Origin of the sequence: Leifsonia sp. RAF41, assembly GCF_052114085.1 — a bacterium.
Taxonomy (GTDB): domain Bacteria; phylum Actinomycetota; class Actinomycetes; order Actinomycetales; family Microbacteriaceae; genus Leifsonia.
The window spans coordinates 1,120,635-1,136,661 of sequence record NZ_JBFREB010000001.1 but is presented as its reverse complement, the minus strand read 5'-3'; the positions used below and the strand labels follow the sequence as shown (position 1 = coordinate 1,136,661).

Sequence of the window (16,027 nt, the reverse complement as noted above, 5' to 3'; positions counted from 1 at the left end):
CACGCGGGGCTGCACAAAATCGCACTGGACGGGAGCTGTCCGCAAGTGGTAGGCGGCGGGGACCGGGATCAGAGGCCGAGGGCTCGCTGAAGCTTCGACGAACTCTCGGACGGACGCGCGCCCGCGGCGAGCAGCCGCTCCTCGATCTCATCGAGCAGTGCGTTCCGGCGCTCGCGCGTGTCCGGTGCGCCGCCGAGCAGCTCCACCTCCCACTCGCGCCATTCCTGCGTGCCGCCGGAGCGCAGGTTCTCGCTGCGCACGTGGTCGTCGGTGAGTTCGGCGACCTCGAAGCCGGCGGCATCCTGCAGCAGAACGCTGTCGCGCTGATTCGTGACACGGGCGATCGGGACGAGCGGCTCGTCTCCGATCAGGTGGCGCAGGTGGTGGCGCAGCTGCGTGGGCGGCTCATCGTCGTCGGTCAGCGGCCAGTGGAGCTCCGTCCGCCCCTCGTCCGCGGGCTCCTTAACGTGCCAGCCGGCGTCGTGGCCGCCGCGACGGATGCGGACGGCCGTGCGGTTGTGGGCGAGGGTCAGGTCGGCCGTGTCGAAATACGTGGCGACGAGCTCGTTGTGCTCGGGCTCGCCCTGTACGGCGACCGCGCCGACGCCGACGAGCGGTGGATGCTGCGCCTCGGCATCCACGTCGTACTTGCGCTCGATCTCGATCTGCGAGTGGTGGGGCTGGTCCGGCATCCCCCCTGTCTAGCCCACATTGGCGCTGTCGCGAAATTTCAAGCGCGCGCACCCGCCTCCCCTCTACCGTGAAGGCATGACTGCTGAGACCATCACCGCCCGATTCGACGTGACCGGCTGGGAGCCCGCCGACCTGGCCGGCATCGACGGAGACTGGGTGGGGGCCATCGTCATGCGCAAGGCATACATCGAGGGACTCGTCGGCGAGTCGGTGGCGCACTTCATCTCCTCCGGTACGGAGGAGGGCGGTCGCGGGTACCTGGCGGCGGAGCGCATCACCGGGCGGCTGGACGACGGTCGCACCGGTTCGCTGACGGTGCACCATGGCGCTCTGCAGCACCCGGACGACGCGTCCGCGTTCGGCCACATCATCCCGGGGACGGGTACAGGAGACTTCGCGGGATTCCGCGGCCGCGCACGGATCGAGCACGACGAGCGCGGCGCATTCTTCGTCTTCGAACTGGACTGAGTCCGCTCTTCACGGCTGCTGCGCCCGGAGGTACTCTCGGGGCATGAGCGACCCCAGAGGACGTGAGTACCGAGACGACGAGAACCTCGACGACTTCCGCGAGGCGCAGGAGACCGACTACGAGCCGGAGCCTGTGGTGCACGACCCGGAGGACGTCCCCGTGGTCGATGACGACGACGACGAGCTCCTCCCGGACGACGACCGCCCGGTCCCCCTCGACCCCGACGACGCCGAGATCGCCTGACCCGCTCCCGGCCCCAGGCGAGGTCAGGCCAGCGCGTCGGTCAGGAGGTGGATGAGGGCGTCGAGCTGCACGGAGTCGGCCGAGCCGACCTCCACGTCGCTGCCGTCGAGTGCCCGCGCCGCGAGACCCTGCTTGGCGTCGATCAGCTCCGCGATCTTGGAGTCGATCGTCTGCGCGGCGATGATCCGCCACGCCGTGACCGGCTCCTCCTGGCCGATCCGGTGGACGCGGTCGATCGCCTGCGTCTGCTCCGCCGCCGTCCACGACAGCTCGGCCAGGACGACATTCGATGCCGCCTGCAGGTTCAGGCCAACACCGGCCGCCGTCAGCGAGCAGACCGCCACCGCGACCTCGGGATCGTTGTTGAACGCGTCGATCTCCTTCTGCCGAGCCAGGGCAGACTGGTCGCCGCGGATCGAGATCGTCTTCAGGTCGCGTGCCGCGAAGGCCTCCTCGGCCGCATCCATCACATCGATGTGCTTGGCGAAGAACACCACCTTGCCGACCGACCGCGCCAGCTGGGCGGTGTAGTCGGATGCGAGTCCGGCCTTCGCCTGGCCGATCTTCCGAACCATGGTGAAGACGTTCTCGCCCGACTTCGTGGACTTCGACTCCTCCAGCTCCGACTGGGCGACCAGGCGGATGAGGTGGCGGCGGTGAGCCTCGTCGTCGCCGTCGAACGAGTCGGGGCGGCCGGCGGCCGAGGCGCGCTGGTACTTCGCGACCAGTCGCGCCGCCAGCTCCTTCTCGGCCTGACGGATGGAGCGTCCCAGGTCGTCGTCGAGCTCGACCGGGAGGTCGACCACGCGCCGGCTGGGCAGATCGGCGGCGACGTCGATCTTGCGGCGGCGCACGATGCCCATGTCGATGACCGCCTCGCGCGCAGCGGAGTAGAACCCGAAGTCGGCCGGGGTCAGCCCGGACTCCTCCAGGTGCTCCATCAGCTGCGCCGTGGGCTTGTTGCCGTCGATCCAGCCGAGGAACTGCCAGATCGCCTTGAAGTCGTCGATGTCGTTGATCAGCGGCGTACCCGTCAACGCGATCATCAGCGGGTCGGGCGTGCTCGATCGGATGGCGTCGGCCAGCCCCAGGACGAGCCGGGAGCGCTGCGAGTGCAGGTTCTTGATGAAGTGCGCCTCGTCGACGACCATCCCCTTGAAGCCGAGAGTGCTCAGCCAGGACAGGTGCCGATCCAGAACCTCGTAGTTGACGATCACCACGTCGGCGAACGCGTCGAGACCCTCGCCATCGCCGTGGATCACGGTCGCCCGACGGTGCGGAGTCCAGCGCTCCACTTCGCGCGCCCAGTTCATCTTGACGACGTTGGGCACGACGGCGAGCAGCGGGTATGCGCCGGCGATCGAGGCGGCGAGGATGGACTGCGCCGTCTTCCCGAGGCCCGGCTCGTCGGCGAGGAGGAACGACCGGTGGCCGAGGCGCACGCTCTCGATGAAGCGCGACTGGTGGTGCATCAGCTCGAGACCGTTCGGCGAGTACCGGTCGATCAGCGGAGCCGGCGGGAGGTCCATGCTGGCCGCCTGCCCGCCCGAGCCGTACTCGAACGACTTGAACAGCGGACCGAGGAGCTCCCACGAGTCCAGGCGGCGCCGCGGGGTCGGCGCAGCGGGAGTCAGCCTGCTGAGGTCGGGCGCGAGGAACGGGTTGGAGAGCTGCCGCGCCTTCACCGACTGCGGCACCACCTGCTTCTCTGCGAGCTCCGGCGGGATGACGCTGTCTTGTTTGGCGACGGGACGCTCGATCGTGATGATGAGGTCGTCCGGCGAGAGCTCCGTGCCGGACTCGAGCAGCCAGTCCCGCCGCAGCTTCTGAGCGGTGGCACTGGATGCGGACTCGCTCTCCAGCAATTGGATGAGCGAGGTGTCGCGGGCGGCGGTCTTGGCCAGGATGGTGGCGATACCGTCGAGGCGCTTCAGCTGTTCGGCACGCGCGGCGTCGCTCAGGTCGGGATCGGTCTTCGCACGGGCTCGCTCTTCGCGCATGAGGAAGGCGATCACCTGGAACTTCGTGCGGTTCGTGGGTCCGAGCTTCTTGCCGTCGGCGGCCTTGGCCTCGACCTCGCGCACCTTGCGGGCGAGGACGGGGATGAGTCCGTCGTTGTTGGCGTGCCGGTTCTTCCGCTGCTGCGGCCTGGTCGGGCTGGTGCGCTGACCGGAACGAGACATGGTCCTCCAGTGAAGGCGCCGCGCGCCGTCTTCAGGACGCGACACCATGTTGGTGTGAGGCCGGCGGGGCGAAGAGGACCGGTACCGAGTGGACCGACCTCGACGCGGTGACGCCGGGAGCGCGGCACAGGACGGCCGCGCACCAGCTATTTTACGGCACGCGGGGCCATTCAGCGACGCGTGTCTGCGGGGATCTTGATCGTGACCGCTGCGGCGACGAAAACGACGGCCCCGACGATCGAAAGCCCCTGCACCACGAGGTCGCCGAGGGGAAGCGGCCAGACGGGATTCCACACCACGGCGATCGGGATCAGGCCGATCAGCCACCACCATTTCTTGGCCTGTCCGGCGAACACGCACAGGATGAGGGCGAGGATGGCGACCGTGTAGCGGATGTAGAGGTACCACTCGCCGCCGACCAGGGCGAGCCCGGCGAGGAGGACGATCGCACCGAGGAGGCCGGGCACGAGCGCCGCGCGGTTGTAGGCGGGCGGCTGCGGGGTGTGGGGACGGGACACGGCATCCCACTCTACGCGGCGCTGAACTCTCGGCGTTGAACGTGGTGCGCCCGCCCGGTTGACGGAGACGTTCTCTCCGGCCGGGCGGGCGACGGGTGCGGTGCAGGATGCTGTGGACAGGACCGCTGCCGGTTACAGCATTCCCCGGCGGAACAGGAATGCGCAGGGCGGCGCGTCGGAGCCGACGCGCACCGTGACAGCGGAGGTTCGGGCGAGCTCGAGGAACGGGTCGAGTTCGAGGCGGGTCATCGGGACTCGGCGGAGTTCCGCGTCGGACGCGATCCCGTTCACTGCGAACGCGACGTCGGGTACGTCGTAGGGTTCGTCGGCGAGGTCGAGGAACACGATCGGCGAGGAATCATCCTGGTCGAGCGGGAACACGGAGAGGATCGCCTCAGCGGCGGCCTCCGTCGTGACGTCGTCACCGAGGTGGACGACGGGCGAGGTGATCTTGTTTTCCGGGTAGCCGCTGCCCACGAGGGTAAGCGTCTCGCCATCTCTCATGGCGTCGAGCGCGCTCAGGAGCGCGCCGGACAGCAGCGGGCTGAGGTTCTTCAGCAAAGTCGGGCCTTTCCTGTTAAACGAATATTTCTCAACCCCTCCCTGGAGGATAGACCCATCTGTATGTCCACATACACCCCCCATAGGGGGGAGGGCTGCGCGGTCGTGGTGCGTTTAACGAACGGAGTGCGCGCTTCTCGCATCTCGCGACCTACCCCTCCGGGGTATGACCCGTGCGGGATTATCCTGAAGGGGTGATCGCAGACATCAAGAAGCGTGCGCTGCACCGGACGCGCATCCTGGAAGGCCAGCTCCGCGGGCTCGAGAAGATGATCGAGAACGAGGACTACTGCATCGACATCATCACGCAGTCGCTCGCCATCCAGAAGTCGCTGGGCTCGCTCAACCGGCTGCTGGTCGAGAACCACCTGCGGACCCACGTCGCCGAGGCGTTCGAAGAAGGCGGCAGCGCCCGAGACGACGCGATCGTCGAGCTGCTGAAGATCTACGAGCTCTCGAACAACAGGGGCTGATCGGGACCATGACCGACACCGAACTCATCCGCATTGTGCGCGGAGACATCACCGACGAGACGGTCGACGCGATCGTGAACGCGGCCAACAGCTCCCTCCTGGGCGGTGGAGGCGTCGACGGCGCAATCCATCAGCGGGGCGGCCCTGCCATCCTGGCGGCGACCCGCGAGCTGCGCGCCACATCGCTGCCGGACGGGCTCCCGACCGGACAGGCCGTCGCCACCACTGCCGGGGACCTCGCCGCGAAATGGGTCATCCACGCGGTCGGACCGGTATGGTCGGCGACCGAGGACCGCACCCCCCTCTTGCAGAACGCGTACCGTTCGTCGCTCCGCGTCGCGCGCGAGCTGGGCGCGCGAACCGTCGCGTTCCCGGCGATCTCGGCTGGGGTCTACGGCTGGCCCATGGATGACGCCGCCCGCCTCGCCGTCAGCACCGTGCGCGCCGTGCTGTCCTCCGGGGTGGGCTCGGTGGAGCACGTGCGTTTCGTGCTCTACTCGGACCAGGCCTTCGACGCCTTCCGCGAAGCGGCCGGCGAGTGACGAGCGACGGGCGGGCAGCCGAGCGTGAGGAGGCGCTGGAGCGCTTCCGCACGCTGCTGCGCATCCCGACCATGTCGCGCAATGCGGTCGAAGAGACCGACTGGCCGTCGTTCGACCGCTTCCTTGAGACGCTGCCCGCGTTGTACCCGGCTCTGCACGAGACGCTCGACGTCGAACGGCACGGGTACTCGCTGCTCTACCGCTGGCGCGGCCGCGAGCAGGGCGCGCCCACGGTGCTCATGGCGCACTACGACGTCGTGCCGGCGACGGACGAGGGATGGACGCATCCCCCGTTCTCCGCAGAGGTGACCGGCAGCGGGGAGCACCGCCTGCTGTGGGGTCGTGGCGCGATCGACGACAAGGGTGCCGTGGTCGCGATCCTGGAGGCCGTGGAGGCGCTGGTGCGCGAGGGCTTCCAGCCGGCGGCCGACGTCTACCTCAGCCTCGGGCACGACGAGGAGACGGTCGGCTCCGGCGCCCAGGCGGTCGCTGCTGCCCTCGCCGGACGCGGTATCCGTCCCGCGCTCGTACTCGATGAGGGCGGCGCGGTGGTGGAGCGCATCTTCCCGGGAGTGACGGCGCCCATCGCTGTCGTCGGAGTCAGCGAGAAGGGCATCACCAGCGTTCGCCTGAGCGTCGAGCAGGACGGCGGTCACGCATCCACTCCCCCGGCGATGACCGCGACCGTCCGGCTGGCCCGCGCGATCACCCGGCTCAACGCCCGCCCCTTCCCGGCCCGGCTGAGCGAGACGAACCTGCGAATGGTGGAGACGCTCGGCGCGCACGCGACCGGTCCCCTGCGCACCGTCTTCACCCGGGCCCGGCGCCTGCAGCCGGTCCTGCGCGCGGTGTTCGGCCGCTTGAGCGACGAGACCCGCGCGATCGTCCGTACGACCACCGCCGTCACCCAGCTCCGGGGCAGCATGGCAGCCAACGCGCTCCCCGAGACCGCCGAAGCGATCGTGAACACGCGCATCGCCGTCGGGTCGTCCGTCGCGGAGACGCTCGACCATCTCCGTCGGGCGATCCGCGACGACGCGGTGCGGGTGGAGGCGGTGGACGCGAGCGAGCCGTCCCCGGTCTCGCCCAGCGATGGGCCGCACTGGGACCGCCTCGCCGCAGCGATCGGCGAGGTGCACCCGCGGGCGATCGTCACGCCGTACATCATGCTCGGCGCGAGTGACAGCCGGCACTTCACGGGAATCTGCGAAGCCGTCTACCGCTTCACGCCGTTCGAGCTGAGCGCCAGCCAGCGCGGCGCGCTGCACGCGCGCGACGAGCACATCCACGTCGCCACCTGGTTCCGCGGCATCGACGTGTACACGCACCTCCTCCGCGCGTCCTGACCCACCGCCGCGCCGACCAGGGGTCGGAGGCTAGCGCGTGCCGCCGAGGTCGGGGAGGGTGATCGCACGGCTGCTCGGCGGGAGGTCGCGGATGCGTTCGAGGGCGGGTGCCACCTCACCGGCCCAGACCCGGTAGCCTTCGGCGTTCAGGTGCAGTCGGTCCTCCGTGTAGGCGGGGTTCAGTTCGCCGTCCTCCAGTGCGAGCGCGGGCCATAGGTCCAGCCAGCCGACGTGCGCGCTCGGCGCGAACTGCCAGAGGTGCCGGTTGATGTCGCGGATCTGGTCCGCGAACTCGTGGCCGCGCGGCATCACCGACTGGGCCAGGATGCGCGTCTCCGGCAGCTCCCGCCGCAGGGTCACGAGCATGGTCTCGATATTGCGCACGACGTGCTCGACCGAGCGGCGCCAGGCGAGGTCGTTGGTGCCCACGAGCAGAGCGATGGTGGCTGGCCTGGTGTCGACCACATCCCCCAAACGCACGAGGACGTCGTCTGTGGTGTCGCCGGCCATCCCGAAATTGCGAACCGCCTCACCGGGCAGCAGCTTCTCCCAGTCGCCGCCTTGCGTCAGGCTGTCGCCGACCATGGCCAGTTCGCCCCGCTCCGCTATAGGCTCGCCCGGTCTCCACTCCTCCGCCATCGCGTCTCCCGTCGTCTCGTCCATCCTCCCTCACAACGTGCAGGAGGGGAAGGAACGCCCAGCCCTCTACGATTTGTGCCAATTCGCGGTTATCGCGGCCGCAGAACCGCGAATTGGCGGAAATCGCGTGGAGGCTACAGCAGCGACTTGGTGTGCCAGACCGTCTTCGTCTCGGTGAAGAACGCGATGCGGTCGAGCGACGGGGCCGCGGCGTCCGGGCCGTTCTCGGGAGCCAGGACGCGCTTCAGCGTGTCCGCCGCCGCGATCTGCAGATCGATCCACTCCAGGTCGCCCGCTCCGACCAGGTCGAGCGCGTTGACGTCGGCGTGCGAGGCCAGCCAGGGCGCGATCTCGGCAGGCGAGCCGGTGAGGATGTTGACCACGCCACCCGGGACGTCGCTCGTCGCCAGCACCTCGCTGAGGCTGATCGCCGAGAGCGGGAACCGCTCGCTCGCGACCACGACGACGGTGTTGCCCGCGACGAGCGCCGGAGCGACAGCACTGACGAAGCCGAGCAGGCTGGAGTCCTGCGGCGCGACGATGGCGACCACGCCGGTGGGCTCCGGCACGGAGATGTTGAAGTACGGGCCCGAGACCGGGTTGGCGTTGCCCGCGACCTGCGCGAACTTGTCCGCCCATCCCGCGTACCAGACCCAGCGGTCGATCGCCTCATCCACCTGTGCCGTCGCCGCGGACGCCGAGACACCCTCCGCCTTCTGGATCTCGTCGACGAACTGCGCCCGCCGACCCTCCATCAGCTCGGCGATGCGGTAGAGCACCTGTCCCCGGTTGTAGGCCGTGGCGCCCGACCATCCGGACACCGCTGCGCGCGCGGCGACGACGGCGTCGCGCGCATCCTTGCGCGAGCCCTTGGCGGCGTTCGCCAGGAAGGCGCCCTTCGCGGAGACGACCTCGTACGTGCGGCCGGACTCACTGCGCGGGAACTTCCCGCCGATGTAGAGCTTGTAGGTCTTCGGAACGGCCAGGCGGCTCATTTGGAGGCTCCCTTACGGGTGAGGCGGGCGGGAAGGGAGGACGCGGCCGGCAGCGAACGGCCCGGCACCAGGTACGCGCCGAGGCCGTGACGACCACCCTCGCGCCCGTAACCGGACTCCTTGTAGCCGCCGAACGGGCTGGCCGGATCGAAGCGGTTGAAGGTGTTCGCCCAGACCACCCCGGCGCGGAGCTTGTCCGCGACGGCGAGGATGCGGCTGCCCTTGTCCGACCAGATTCCGGCCGACAGCCCGTACGGGGTGTTGTTCGCCTTCGCGATCGCCTCGGCAGGGGTGCGGAAGGTGAGGACCGAGAGGACCGGTCCGAACACCTCCTCGCGGGCGATCCGGTGGCTGGTCGAGACGTTGTCGAAGATCGTCGGCGCGAACCAGAACCCGTTCTCCGGGATAGCGCAGTCCGCCGTCCAGCGGTCGGCACCCTCCGCCTCCCCGATGTCGGAGAGTTCGCGGATGCGCTGCAACTGCTCAGCGCTGTTGATCGCACCGATGTCGGTGTTCTTGTCGAGCGGGTCGCCCAGGCGCAGGGTCGACAGGCGGTGCTTCAGCCGGTCCACGACCTCGTCGTGGATGCTCTCCTGCACCAGAAGCCGGCTGCCGGCGCAGCACACGTGCCCCTGGTTGAAGAAGATGCCGTTAACGATGCCCTCGATCGCCTGGTCGATGGGCGCATCGTCGAAGACGATGTTCGCGGCCTTGCCACCGAGCTCCAGCGTCAGCTTCTTCGAGGTGCCGGCGACGCTGCGCGCGATCTCGCGGCCGACGGCGGTCGAGCCGGTGAAGGCGACCTTGTTCACATCGGGGTGGCCGACCAGCTCGCGGCCGGTCTCCCCCGCGCCGGTCACGATGTTGACGACACCGGCCGGGAGGTCGGCCTGCTGCACGATCTCGGCGAACAGCAGCGCCGTCAGCGGGGTCGTCTCGGCGGGCTTCAGCACGACCGTGTTGCCCGCGGCGAGCGCAGGGGCGATCTTCCACGCGAGCATCAGCAGCGGGAAGTTCCACGGAATGACCTGGGCCGCGACGCCGAGCGCGCGGGGCGCAGGTCCCAGGCCCGCGTGCTCCAGCTTGTCCGCCCATCCCGCGTAGTAGAAGAACCAGGCGGCGACGAGCGGGATGTCCACATCCCGGCTCTCCTTGATCGGCTTGCCGTTGTCCAGGCTCTCCGCCACCGCCAGCTCGCGGGAGCGTTCCTGGATGAGGCGAGCGATGCGGAACAGGTACTTTCCGCGGTCGCTCCCGCTCATGCGCGACCAGACGCGGTCGTAGGCGCGGCGCGCTGCGGCGACCGCGGCGTCCACGTCGGAGGCGTCGGCCGTCGCGATGGTCGCGAGGCGCTCCTCCGTCGCGGGAGAGATCGTCTGGAACGGCGTGCCGTGTCCGGCGACGAACTCGCCGTCGATGAACAGGCCGTACTCGTCGCGCAGGTTCAGGATCGATCGCGACTCGGGGGCCGGGGCGTATTCGAGGAAACTCATGTCATCCACAATTCTTGGCAGTCGGAACAGCCGGGTCAGTCGATCGTCACATAGTCGGCGCCGGAGTAGTGCCCGGTGCTCAGCTTCTGGCGCTGCAGCAGTACGTCGTTCAGGAGGCTGGACGCACCGAAGCGGAACAGGTGCGGCTGCAGCCAGCGCTCGCCCACCGTCTCGGCGACGGTGACGAGATACTTGATGGCGTCCTTCGACGAGCGGATGCCGCCGGCGGGCTTCACGCCGATCTCCTCGCCGGTGAGACGGTGCCAGTCGCGCACGACCTCCAGCATGAGCAGCGTCACCGGCAGGGTGGCGGCAGGCGAGACCTTGCCCGTCGACGTCTTGATGAAGTCGCCACCCGCCAGGATGCTGAGCCAGGATGCGCGGCGCACGTTGTCGTACGTGTTCAGCTCGCCGGTCTCCAGGATCACCTTGAGGTGTGCGTAGGTGCCGTCGTCACGGCGGCAGGCCTCTTTGACCGCGACGATCTCGTCGAAGACCAGGCCGTAGCGACCGGAGAGGAACGCACCGCGGTCGATGACCATGTCGATCTCGTCCGCGCCCGCCGCCACCGCATCCGCGGTGTCGGCCAGCTTGACGGCGAGGGATGCGCGACCGCTCGGGAACGCCGTGGCGACCGCCGCGACGTTGACGCCGCCCTGGCCTCCCGCCCGGCGAACGGCCCCGGCGTGGGATGCGCCCAGCGCCTCCACCGCGTAGGGCACCATGTCGCCGTACACGCAGACGGCGGCAGGGCGGGGTGCCGTCAGGTCGGACGGGTCCGGCGTGAGCGCCTTCGCGACGAGCGACCGGATCTTGCCGGGCGTGTCCGCGCCCTCCAGGGTGGTCAGGTCGATGAGCTCGATGATCGTGTCCAGCGCCCATTTCTTGCTGGTGGTCTTGATGGAGCGGGTGCCGAGGCCGGCCGCGCGCTGCTCCAGGCCGACCGCATCCACACCGGGGATGCCGCCCAGGTAGCGGCGCAGGGACCCTTCGGTCAGGTCGCCGCCGAGCACCTCGACGGCGCGGGCGGCCGGCGCGAGGGTGCGCACCGGTGGCGTTGTCTCGATGGTCACGTGTTCCTCCATAGGGATGGGTTGCTCAAGCTGGTGCGCCCGGGGCGATGCGCCCGAGCAGGTCGTTGGCGGTCGCCTCGTCGGTGATGAGGGTCGTGCACAGCCCACTGGCGACGACCGCGTGCGCGACGCGGTGCTTGGCCTCGCCGGAGATGACGGCGATGGATGTGCGGGCCGAGCGGAGTTCATCCAGGCTCAGACCCAGCGTGCGCGAGTTGAGCTCGGGGTCGGCGACCTGGCCGTCGTCGGTGATGAAGCGACCGACAACGTCGCCGACGGCCCCCTTCTCGGCGAGCGCCGCGACGTCCTCCACCGAGAGGTAGCCGGAATCGACGTGCACCGAGCTGGTGTCGACGACGCCGGCGCTGAACAGGTAGGCGCTGGCGTCGCGGGCGAGTTCCAGGACGCTCTGGACCGAGCGGTCGGCCTCGATCGCGCGCCGGGTGGCCGCGTGCTCGAAGATGGCGGGGCTGGGCAGCAGCGTCGCGGTGCCCTGCGCCTTGCGGGCGATGACGACCGCCGTATCGGCGGCCGCGGTCGCCTGGCGGGTCGACGATACGCTCCCGTTGATCTGGACGGGGTTGACACCCACCGCCCACCCCGGCCGCAGGCGCGCGGCGACGGCGTGCAGGGTGCGACCCCAGCTGACGCCGAGGGTGCGCGGGACGGGACGGAGCGTGGTCAGGTAGTCGGCGGCGGCCTGCGCGACGCGCCCCTGAACCTCCGAGTCGGTCTCAGCGGCCGGAACGACGACCGCGTCGACGAGGCCATAGAAGCCGCACAGCTCGCGCTCCAGCGAGAAGCGGCGGGCGCTGGGGTGGACGATCTCGATGCGGACGAAGCCGTGCTCGCGCGCAGCGACCAGCAGACGGCCGACCTTCCAGCGCGAGACGTTGAGGGCGACGCCGATCTCATCCTGCGTCTTGCCGGCCTCGTAGTAGAGCTCTGCCGCTTTGACGGCGAGGATCTCGTCCGAATCGTTCAGGCTCACCTCTTCAGCTTAGAAAGCGCCGCGCAGGTGAGCAACATGTGTGTGGTCGGTGCTCAAATGAGCAGGGATGCTTTCGTTTATCGTTGGGTCGTGCCCACAGACTCCCTCTCCGCCGTCACCGCCTATGCCCTCGCCGTCGACTTCGGTGGCACCAAGGTCGAGGCCGCCCTCGTCGATGCCGACGGGCGCCTGGTCGAGGGGTCGCGCCACCGCCTCCCCACCGGGCGGAACGCGACCGTTCCCGAGCTGGAGGCGTCGGTCGGCGGCGTCGTGCGCGCGGCCGCCGCATCCCTTCCGACCGGTGCCCGGATCGTCGGGGTCGGGATCGGCAGCGCAGGTCCGATCGACCGGAAGCGCGGACTCGTCTCCCCGCTCAACGTGCCGCACTGGCGCGACTACCCGATGCGGGACTACGTCGCCGGGGTCGCTGCGGAACTCGGCCTCGATGCACCCGTCACCCTGGAGATGGACGGCGTCGCCATCACCATGGCCGAACACTGGGTCGGGGCCGCGCAGGGCGTCGACAACGTCATGGGGATGGTCATCTCGACCGGCATCGGCGGCGGCCTCATCGTGGACGGCCGGGTGATCACCGGTCCGACCGGCAACGCCGGCCACATCGGGCACGTGGAGGTCGGTGACATCCTGGGAGAGGACACCTTCGGCAGCCCCTACGCGCTGGAGGCGATGGCCTCCGGGCCGCACACCGTCGCCTGGGCGCGGCGGCAGGGCTTCGCGGGCACCACTGGCGAGGAGCTGGCGGCGGCGTACGCGACCGGGGACCCCGTCGCGCGCGAAGCGATCGCCCGCACCGGCCGGGCCGTCGGCCACGCCATCGCGTCCGCCACGGCCCTGCTCGACCTGGAACTGGTCGCGATCGGCGGAGGCTTCTCGCACGCCACCCCGGACCTGTTCGACCACATGCGCGCGGTGATCGAGCACCACTACTTCCCGTTCGTGCGCAAGGTGCGGATCGTCCCGTCCGCCCTCTCCTCCGAGGGCCCGCTCATCGGAGCCGCCGCCCTCATCCACCGCGCGAACCTCCTCCCCTAAACCAATCGCTTCCTCGATAAATCCGCGTTTCAAGGACAGGAATGCGGATTAATCGAGGAAGCGATGAATAGCTACGGGAGGGAGGGGGTCAGTCCTCGAGGTAGCGGGGGCGGGCGGCGACGGAGCCGGCGAGGGCGGCTGCCAGGGCTGTCGCGGTCAGCACGATGAGGGGGACGGTCCACGAGGCGGTGAGCTGGTGGAGGACGCCGACGGCCAGGGGGCCGAGGGCACCGAGCGTGTAGCCGAGGCCCTGGGTGAAGCCGCTCAGGGCGACGGATCCGGCGTGCGTGCGAGTGCGCACGTTGATGAGCACGAGGCAGAGCGGGAAGAGCAGGGGGCCGAGGCCGGCGAACGCCACCCACAGCCAGGTCGCCGTGCTCGGCACGAGGATCAGCCCGAGGTACCCGACGATGAAGAACACGACGCCGGCGTAGATCAGGATGGCGACGTTCTTCATCCGCGCTGCCAGCAGCGGCACGAGCAGCCCGGCCGGTATGCCCATTCCGGCATACACCGAAAGGAGCGCTCCCGCGTTCAGCGGGGCGACGCCGGCGACGTCGTGCAGGATCTCCGGAAGCCAGGCGAACATCGCGTAGGCGTTGAGACTCGACACCGCGAATACGACCGCCAGCGACCACGCCAGCGACGAGCGCCACACGCGTCCGGCCATCGCCGGCTGCGCCGTCTCCACCTCGACGTCGCGGTCCGGGTGCGCCGGGCGGTGGGTGATCAGGATGCGCAACCACGGCAGAATCGCCAGCAGGCTGACGAAGCCCCACATCCCGACGGAGACGTGCCAGCCCGCCGCATCCGCGACCGGAACGGCGACCAGCGGCGGCAGCAGCGTGGACTCGGACATGACCGTCGCGTAGAGGGATGTCACGAGGCCGATGCGGTCGGGGAAGTACCGCTTCACCAGCGGCGGCAGCAGGACGTTGCCGACGCCCATCCCGGCGAAGGTCACCGCCGATCCGATCGCCAGAACGGCGAACGAGGTCGAGAACGCCCGCACCAGGTGGCCGAGGAGGATCACCCCGAGGGCGAGCAGCACGACCGACTCCAGGCTGAGCCGCCGGGTGAAGGAGGGGGCGATCAGGCCGAACAGCGCGAAGCAGACGGGCGGCAGCATCCCGAGCAGCCCGACCCCGATGCTCGACACATCGAACTCGGTGCGGATCTCGGCGAAGATCGGCGAGAGCGCGGCGACCGCCGTTCGGAGGTTCGCGGCGACGAGCAGGATGCCCACCAGGGCGATCGCGCGGCCGTGCCAGAGCGGCCGCGCGGCGGCGGCCGGGGTGTCACCCGCCATCAGGAGGGTTCGCCCGCGCCGACGTCGAGGATGCGCCTCGCCTGCTCCACGTCGGCCGCGATCTGGGCGATTAGCGGATCGATGCCGGTGTAGGCCACCATGCCGCGGATGCGCTCCACGAACGACACCTCGACCGTGTGGTCGTAGAGGTCGAGCTCACGGTCGAGCACGTACGCTTCGACCTGCTTGTGCGGCACGCCTTCGAAGGTCGGGTTGTTGCCCACCGAGATCGCGGCCGGGTAGCGCTGACCGGCGTCGGTCAGCCAGCCGGCGTACACGCCGTCGGCGGGGATGAGTCCCTCCGATTCCGGCGACAGGTTGGCGGTCGGGAAGCCCAGCTCGCGGCCGCGTGCGGCCCCGTGCACCACGACTCCACGGACGGTGGGAGGCGAACCCAGCAGCTCTGTCGCGTGGCCCACGTCGCCGTCGGCGAGCAGTTCCCGGATCCAGGTGGAGGAGACCCGGCGTCCGTGCTCGGGCCGCACATCGTCGATGAGCTCGACCGTGAAGCCGTAGGTCTCGCCCAGCCGGCGAAGCATCGCGACATCGCCTGCGCCGCGAGCGCCGAACCGGAAGTCGCTCCCGACCAGGACCGCAGCCGCGTGCAGACGGTCCACGAGGATGCGGCGCACGAACTCGTGGGGCTCGAGCGCGGCCAGCGCGCGGTCGAACGCCACCATGAGCGTGGCGTCGACCCCGGTGGATGCGAGCAGGTCGAGCTTCTGCGCGTTGCTGACCAGCGATGCCGGGCACTTCTCGGGCGCGAGCACTTCGAGGGGGTTGCGGTCGAAGGTGATGATCGTCGACACCAGTCCGCGCTCGGCGGCCACGGAGCGCAGCCGGTCGATCACCGCGCGGTGCCCGGTGTGGACGCCGTCGAACTTGCCGATCGTGACGGCGCTCGGGCCCCAGCCGTCGGGGATGTCGGAGACCGCGTGGAAGACCTTCACGATGCGGTTCCCGAGGTGGCGGGCTCGTCAGCGGGTCGGTGACCGCGCAGCCAGAGCAGCCCGAGCACCGGCAGGGCCAGCGGGATGAAGAGGTAGCCCATCCCGTACACCGACCACACCGTCGCGTCGCGTCCGAACGGGTCGATGTCGTGCAGGCCGAGCGCCGCGGGGGCGAACAGGCTCAACGAACCGATCACGAGCACGCCCGCCAGTTCGAAGCTGATCGTGACCCAGGCCACCCGGTACCAGACGCGACCGGGAGCGATGAGCGCGACGGTAGCCACGATGTAGACGACGGCCGCCAATGCCGACAGGGTGAACGCGACCGGCGCCTCGTGGAAGCGGTCGATGATCTGGAAGACGCTGCGTCCGGTCGCGGCGAGCGCCAGCACGCCGTAGACGAAGACGAGCACCCGGCCCACCCCCGACATCCGGCGCCTCGGGGACGACGGATCGGAGTTCGTGCGTGCGGACATGGTGTGGTGGGACATCACTT

General features: G+C 69.7%; 18 protein-coding genes. 6 read left to right on the top strand and 12 right to left on the bottom strand.

Going from position 1 to position 16,027, the window contains the following annotated elements:
• Positions 1–68 precede the first annotated feature (68 nt).
• Positions 69–692 carry a CYTH domain-containing protein gene (locus AB4Y74_RS05420; protein WP_441798097.1) on the bottom strand — a complete coding sequence of 208 codons (624 nt, stop codon included), beginning with the start codon at positions 690–692 and terminating at the stop codon, positions 69–71.
• A 76-nt stretch (positions 693–768) separates the two neighbouring features.
• Between AB4Y74_RS05420 and AB4Y74_RS05415 the strand changes: the two genes are divergently transcribed.
• A complete protein-coding gene (locus AB4Y74_RS05415; protein WP_441798096.1) occupies positions 769–1,161 on the top strand; it encodes a DUF3224 domain-containing protein in 393 nt (130 codons plus the stop codon).
• 43 nt (positions 1,162–1,204) lie between these two features.
• Positions 1,205–1,405 (top strand): hypothetical protein, encoded by a 201-nt coding sequence (locus tag AB4Y74_RS05410; RefSeq protein WP_441798095.1) that lies wholly within the window; start codon positions 1,205–1,207, stop codon positions 1,403–1,405.
• Positions 1,406–1,428: 23 nt separating this feature from the next.
• Here AB4Y74_RS05410 and AB4Y74_RS05405 read toward each other — a convergent pair whose 3' ends face one another.
• From AB4Y74_RS05405 to AB4Y74_RS05395, 3 genes are all read right to left on the bottom strand, one after another.
• Positions 1,429–3,588 (bottom strand): DEAD/DEAH box helicase, encoded by a 2,160-nt coding sequence (locus AB4Y74_RS05405; protein ID WP_441798094.1) that lies wholly within the window; start codon positions 3,586–3,588, stop codon positions 1,429–1,431.
• A 170-nt stretch (positions 3,589–3,758) separates the two neighbouring features.
• The gene (locus AB4Y74_RS05400) at positions 3,759–4,106 is read right to left on the bottom strand and encodes a DUF6804 family protein (RefSeq protein ID WP_441798093.1); all 348 of its coding nucleotides are present in this window, start codon (positions 4,104–4,106) and stop codon (positions 3,759–3,761) included.
• A gap of 132 nt (positions 4,107–4,238) precedes the next feature.
• Complete coding sequence (locus AB4Y74_RS05395) at positions 4,239–4,667, bottom strand: RbsD/FucU domain-containing protein (protein WP_441798092.1); 429 nt, start codon at positions 4,665–4,667, stop codon at positions 4,239–4,241.
• A gap of 194 nt (positions 4,668–4,861) precedes the next feature.
• On the opposite strand from AB4Y74_RS05395, the gene AB4Y74_RS05390 reads away from it, so the two are divergent.
• The 3 genes from AB4Y74_RS05390 to AB4Y74_RS05380 all read left to right on the top strand — a co-directional run bounded on the left by AB4Y74_RS05390 (position 4,862) and on the right by AB4Y74_RS05380 (position 7,028).
• Entirely contained in the window at positions 4,862–5,140 is a 279-nt protein-coding gene (locus tag AB4Y74_RS05390) for a metal-sensitive transcriptional regulator (protein ID WP_441798091.1), read from the top strand.
• Between the two features lie 8 nt (positions 5,141–5,148).
• Positions 5,149–5,682, top strand: a complete 534-nt coding sequence (locus tag AB4Y74_RS05385; RefSeq protein WP_441798090.1) for an O-acetyl-ADP-ribose deacetylase — start codon at positions 5,149–5,151, stop codon at positions 5,680–5,682.
• 71 nt (positions 5,683–5,753) lie between these two features.
• Entirely contained in the window at positions 5,754–7,028 is a 1,275-nt protein-coding gene (locus tag AB4Y74_RS05380; RefSeq protein WP_441800394.1) for a M20/M25/M40 family metallo-hydrolase, read from the top strand.
• Positions 7,029–7,058: 30 nt separating this feature from the next.
• On the opposite strand, the gene AB4Y74_RS05375 is transcribed toward AB4Y74_RS05380, so the two are convergent.
• The 5 genes from AB4Y74_RS05375 to AB4Y74_RS05355 all read right to left on the bottom strand — a co-directional run bounded on the left by AB4Y74_RS05375 (position 7,059) and on the right by AB4Y74_RS05355 (position 12,219).
• Positions 7,059–7,691, bottom strand: coding sequence for an SGNH/GDSL hydrolase family protein (locus AB4Y74_RS05375; protein WP_441798089.1), 633 nt, complete (start codon positions 7,689–7,691; stop codon positions 7,059–7,061).
• 110 nt (positions 7,692–7,801) lie between these two features.
• Positions 7,802–8,662, bottom strand: coding sequence for an aldehyde dehydrogenase family protein (locus AB4Y74_RS05370; RefSeq protein WP_441798088.1), 861 nt, complete (start codon positions 8,660–8,662; stop codon positions 7,802–7,804).
• Positions 8,659–10,155: an aldehyde dehydrogenase family protein gene (locus AB4Y74_RS05365; RefSeq protein WP_441798087.1), complete on the bottom strand. Its 1,497-nt coding sequence runs from the start codon at positions 10,153–10,155 to the stop codon at positions 8,659–8,661. The genes AB4Y74_RS05370 and AB4Y74_RS05365 overlap by 4 nt, the downstream gene beginning before the upstream one ends.
• A gap of 35 nt (positions 10,156–10,190) precedes the next feature.
• Positions 10,191–11,228, bottom strand: a complete 1,038-nt coding sequence (deoC, locus tag AB4Y74_RS05360) for a deoxyribose-phosphate aldolase (protein WP_441798086.1) — start codon at positions 11,226–11,228, stop codon at positions 10,191–10,193.
• Between the two features lie 25 nt (positions 11,229–11,253).
• Positions 11,254–12,219, bottom strand: a complete 966-nt coding sequence (locus AB4Y74_RS05355; RefSeq protein ID WP_441798085.1) for a sugar-binding transcriptional regulator — start codon at positions 12,217–12,219, stop codon at positions 11,254–11,256.
• Between the two features lie 90 nt (positions 12,220–12,309).
• Here AB4Y74_RS05355 and AB4Y74_RS05350 point away from each other — a divergent pair, with 90 nt between their 5' ends.
• Positions 12,310–13,272: an ROK family protein gene (locus AB4Y74_RS05350; RefSeq protein ID WP_441798084.1), complete on the top strand. Its 963-nt coding sequence runs from the start codon at positions 12,310–12,312 to the stop codon at positions 13,270–13,272.
• An 88-nt stretch (positions 13,273–13,360) separates the two neighbouring features.
• Here the strand turns inward: AB4Y74_RS05350 and AB4Y74_RS05345 are convergent, their stop codons facing one another.
• The 3 genes from AB4Y74_RS05345 to AB4Y74_RS05335 are packed head-to-tail and all read right to left on the bottom strand — an operon-like array spanning position 13,361 to position 16,022.
• Positions 13,361–14,581 (bottom strand): MFS transporter, encoded by a 1,221-nt coding sequence (locus tag AB4Y74_RS05345; RefSeq protein WP_441798083.1) that lies wholly within the window; start codon positions 14,579–14,581, stop codon positions 13,361–13,363.
• Positions 14,581–15,531 carry a bifunctional riboflavin kinase/FAD synthetase gene (locus tag AB4Y74_RS05340; protein ID WP_441798082.1) on the bottom strand — a complete coding sequence of 317 codons (951 nt, stop codon included), beginning with the start codon at positions 15,529–15,531 and terminating at the stop codon, positions 14,581–14,583. Before AB4Y74_RS05340 ends, AB4Y74_RS05345 begins: the two co-directional genes overlap by 1 nt.
• A complete protein-coding gene (locus AB4Y74_RS05335) occupies positions 15,528–16,022 on the bottom strand; it encodes a hypothetical protein (protein ID WP_441798081.1) in 495 nt (164 codons plus the stop codon). Before AB4Y74_RS05335 ends, AB4Y74_RS05340 begins: the two co-directional genes overlap by 4 nt.
• Positions 16,023–16,027 lie beyond the last annotated feature (5 nt).

Bases quoted from the DNA above. Each gene is read 5' to 3' on its own strand.
- AB4Y74_RS05420 (WP_441798097.1), bottom strand. From the start codon at position 692: ATGCCGGACCAGCCCCACCACTCGCAGATCGAGATCGAGCGCAAGTAC.
- AB4Y74_RS05415 (WP_441798096.1), top strand. From the start codon at position 769: ATGACTGCTGAGACCATCACCGCCCGATTCGACGTGACCGGCTGGGAG.
- AB4Y74_RS05410 (WP_441798095.1), top strand. From the start codon at position 1,205: ATGAGCGACCCCAGAGGACGTGAGTACCGAGACGACGAGAACCTCGAC.
- AB4Y74_RS05405 (WP_441798094.1), bottom strand. From the start codon at position 3,588: ATGTCTCGTTCCGGTCAGCGCACCAGCCCGACCAGGCCGCAGCAGCGG.
- AB4Y74_RS05385 (WP_441798090.1), top strand. From the start codon at position 5,149: ATGACCGACACCGAACTCATCCGCATTGTGCGCGGAGACATCACCGAC.
- AB4Y74_RS05380 (WP_441800394.1), top strand. From the start codon at position 5,754: ATGTCGCGCAATGCGGTCGAAGAGACCGACTGGCCGTCGTTCGACCGC.
- AB4Y74_RS05375 (WP_441798089.1), bottom strand. From the start codon at position 7,691: ATGGACGAGACGACGGGAGACGCGATGGCGGAGGAGTGGAGACCGGGC.
- AB4Y74_RS05370 (WP_441798088.1), bottom strand. From the start codon at position 8,662: ATGAGCCGCCTGGCCGTTCCGAAGACCTACAAGCTCTACATCGGCGGG.
- AB4Y74_RS05365 (WP_441798087.1), bottom strand. From the start codon at position 10,155: ATGAGTTTCCTCGAATACGCCCCGGCCCCCGAGTCGCGATCGATCCTG.
- AB4Y74_RS05345 (WP_441798083.1), bottom strand. From the start codon at position 14,581: ATGGCGGGTGACACCCCGGCCGCCGCCGCGCGGCCGCTCTGGCACGGC.
- AB4Y74_RS05335 (WP_441798081.1), bottom strand. From the start codon at position 16,022: ATGTCCCACCACACCATGTCCGCACGCACGAACTCCGATCCGTCGTCC.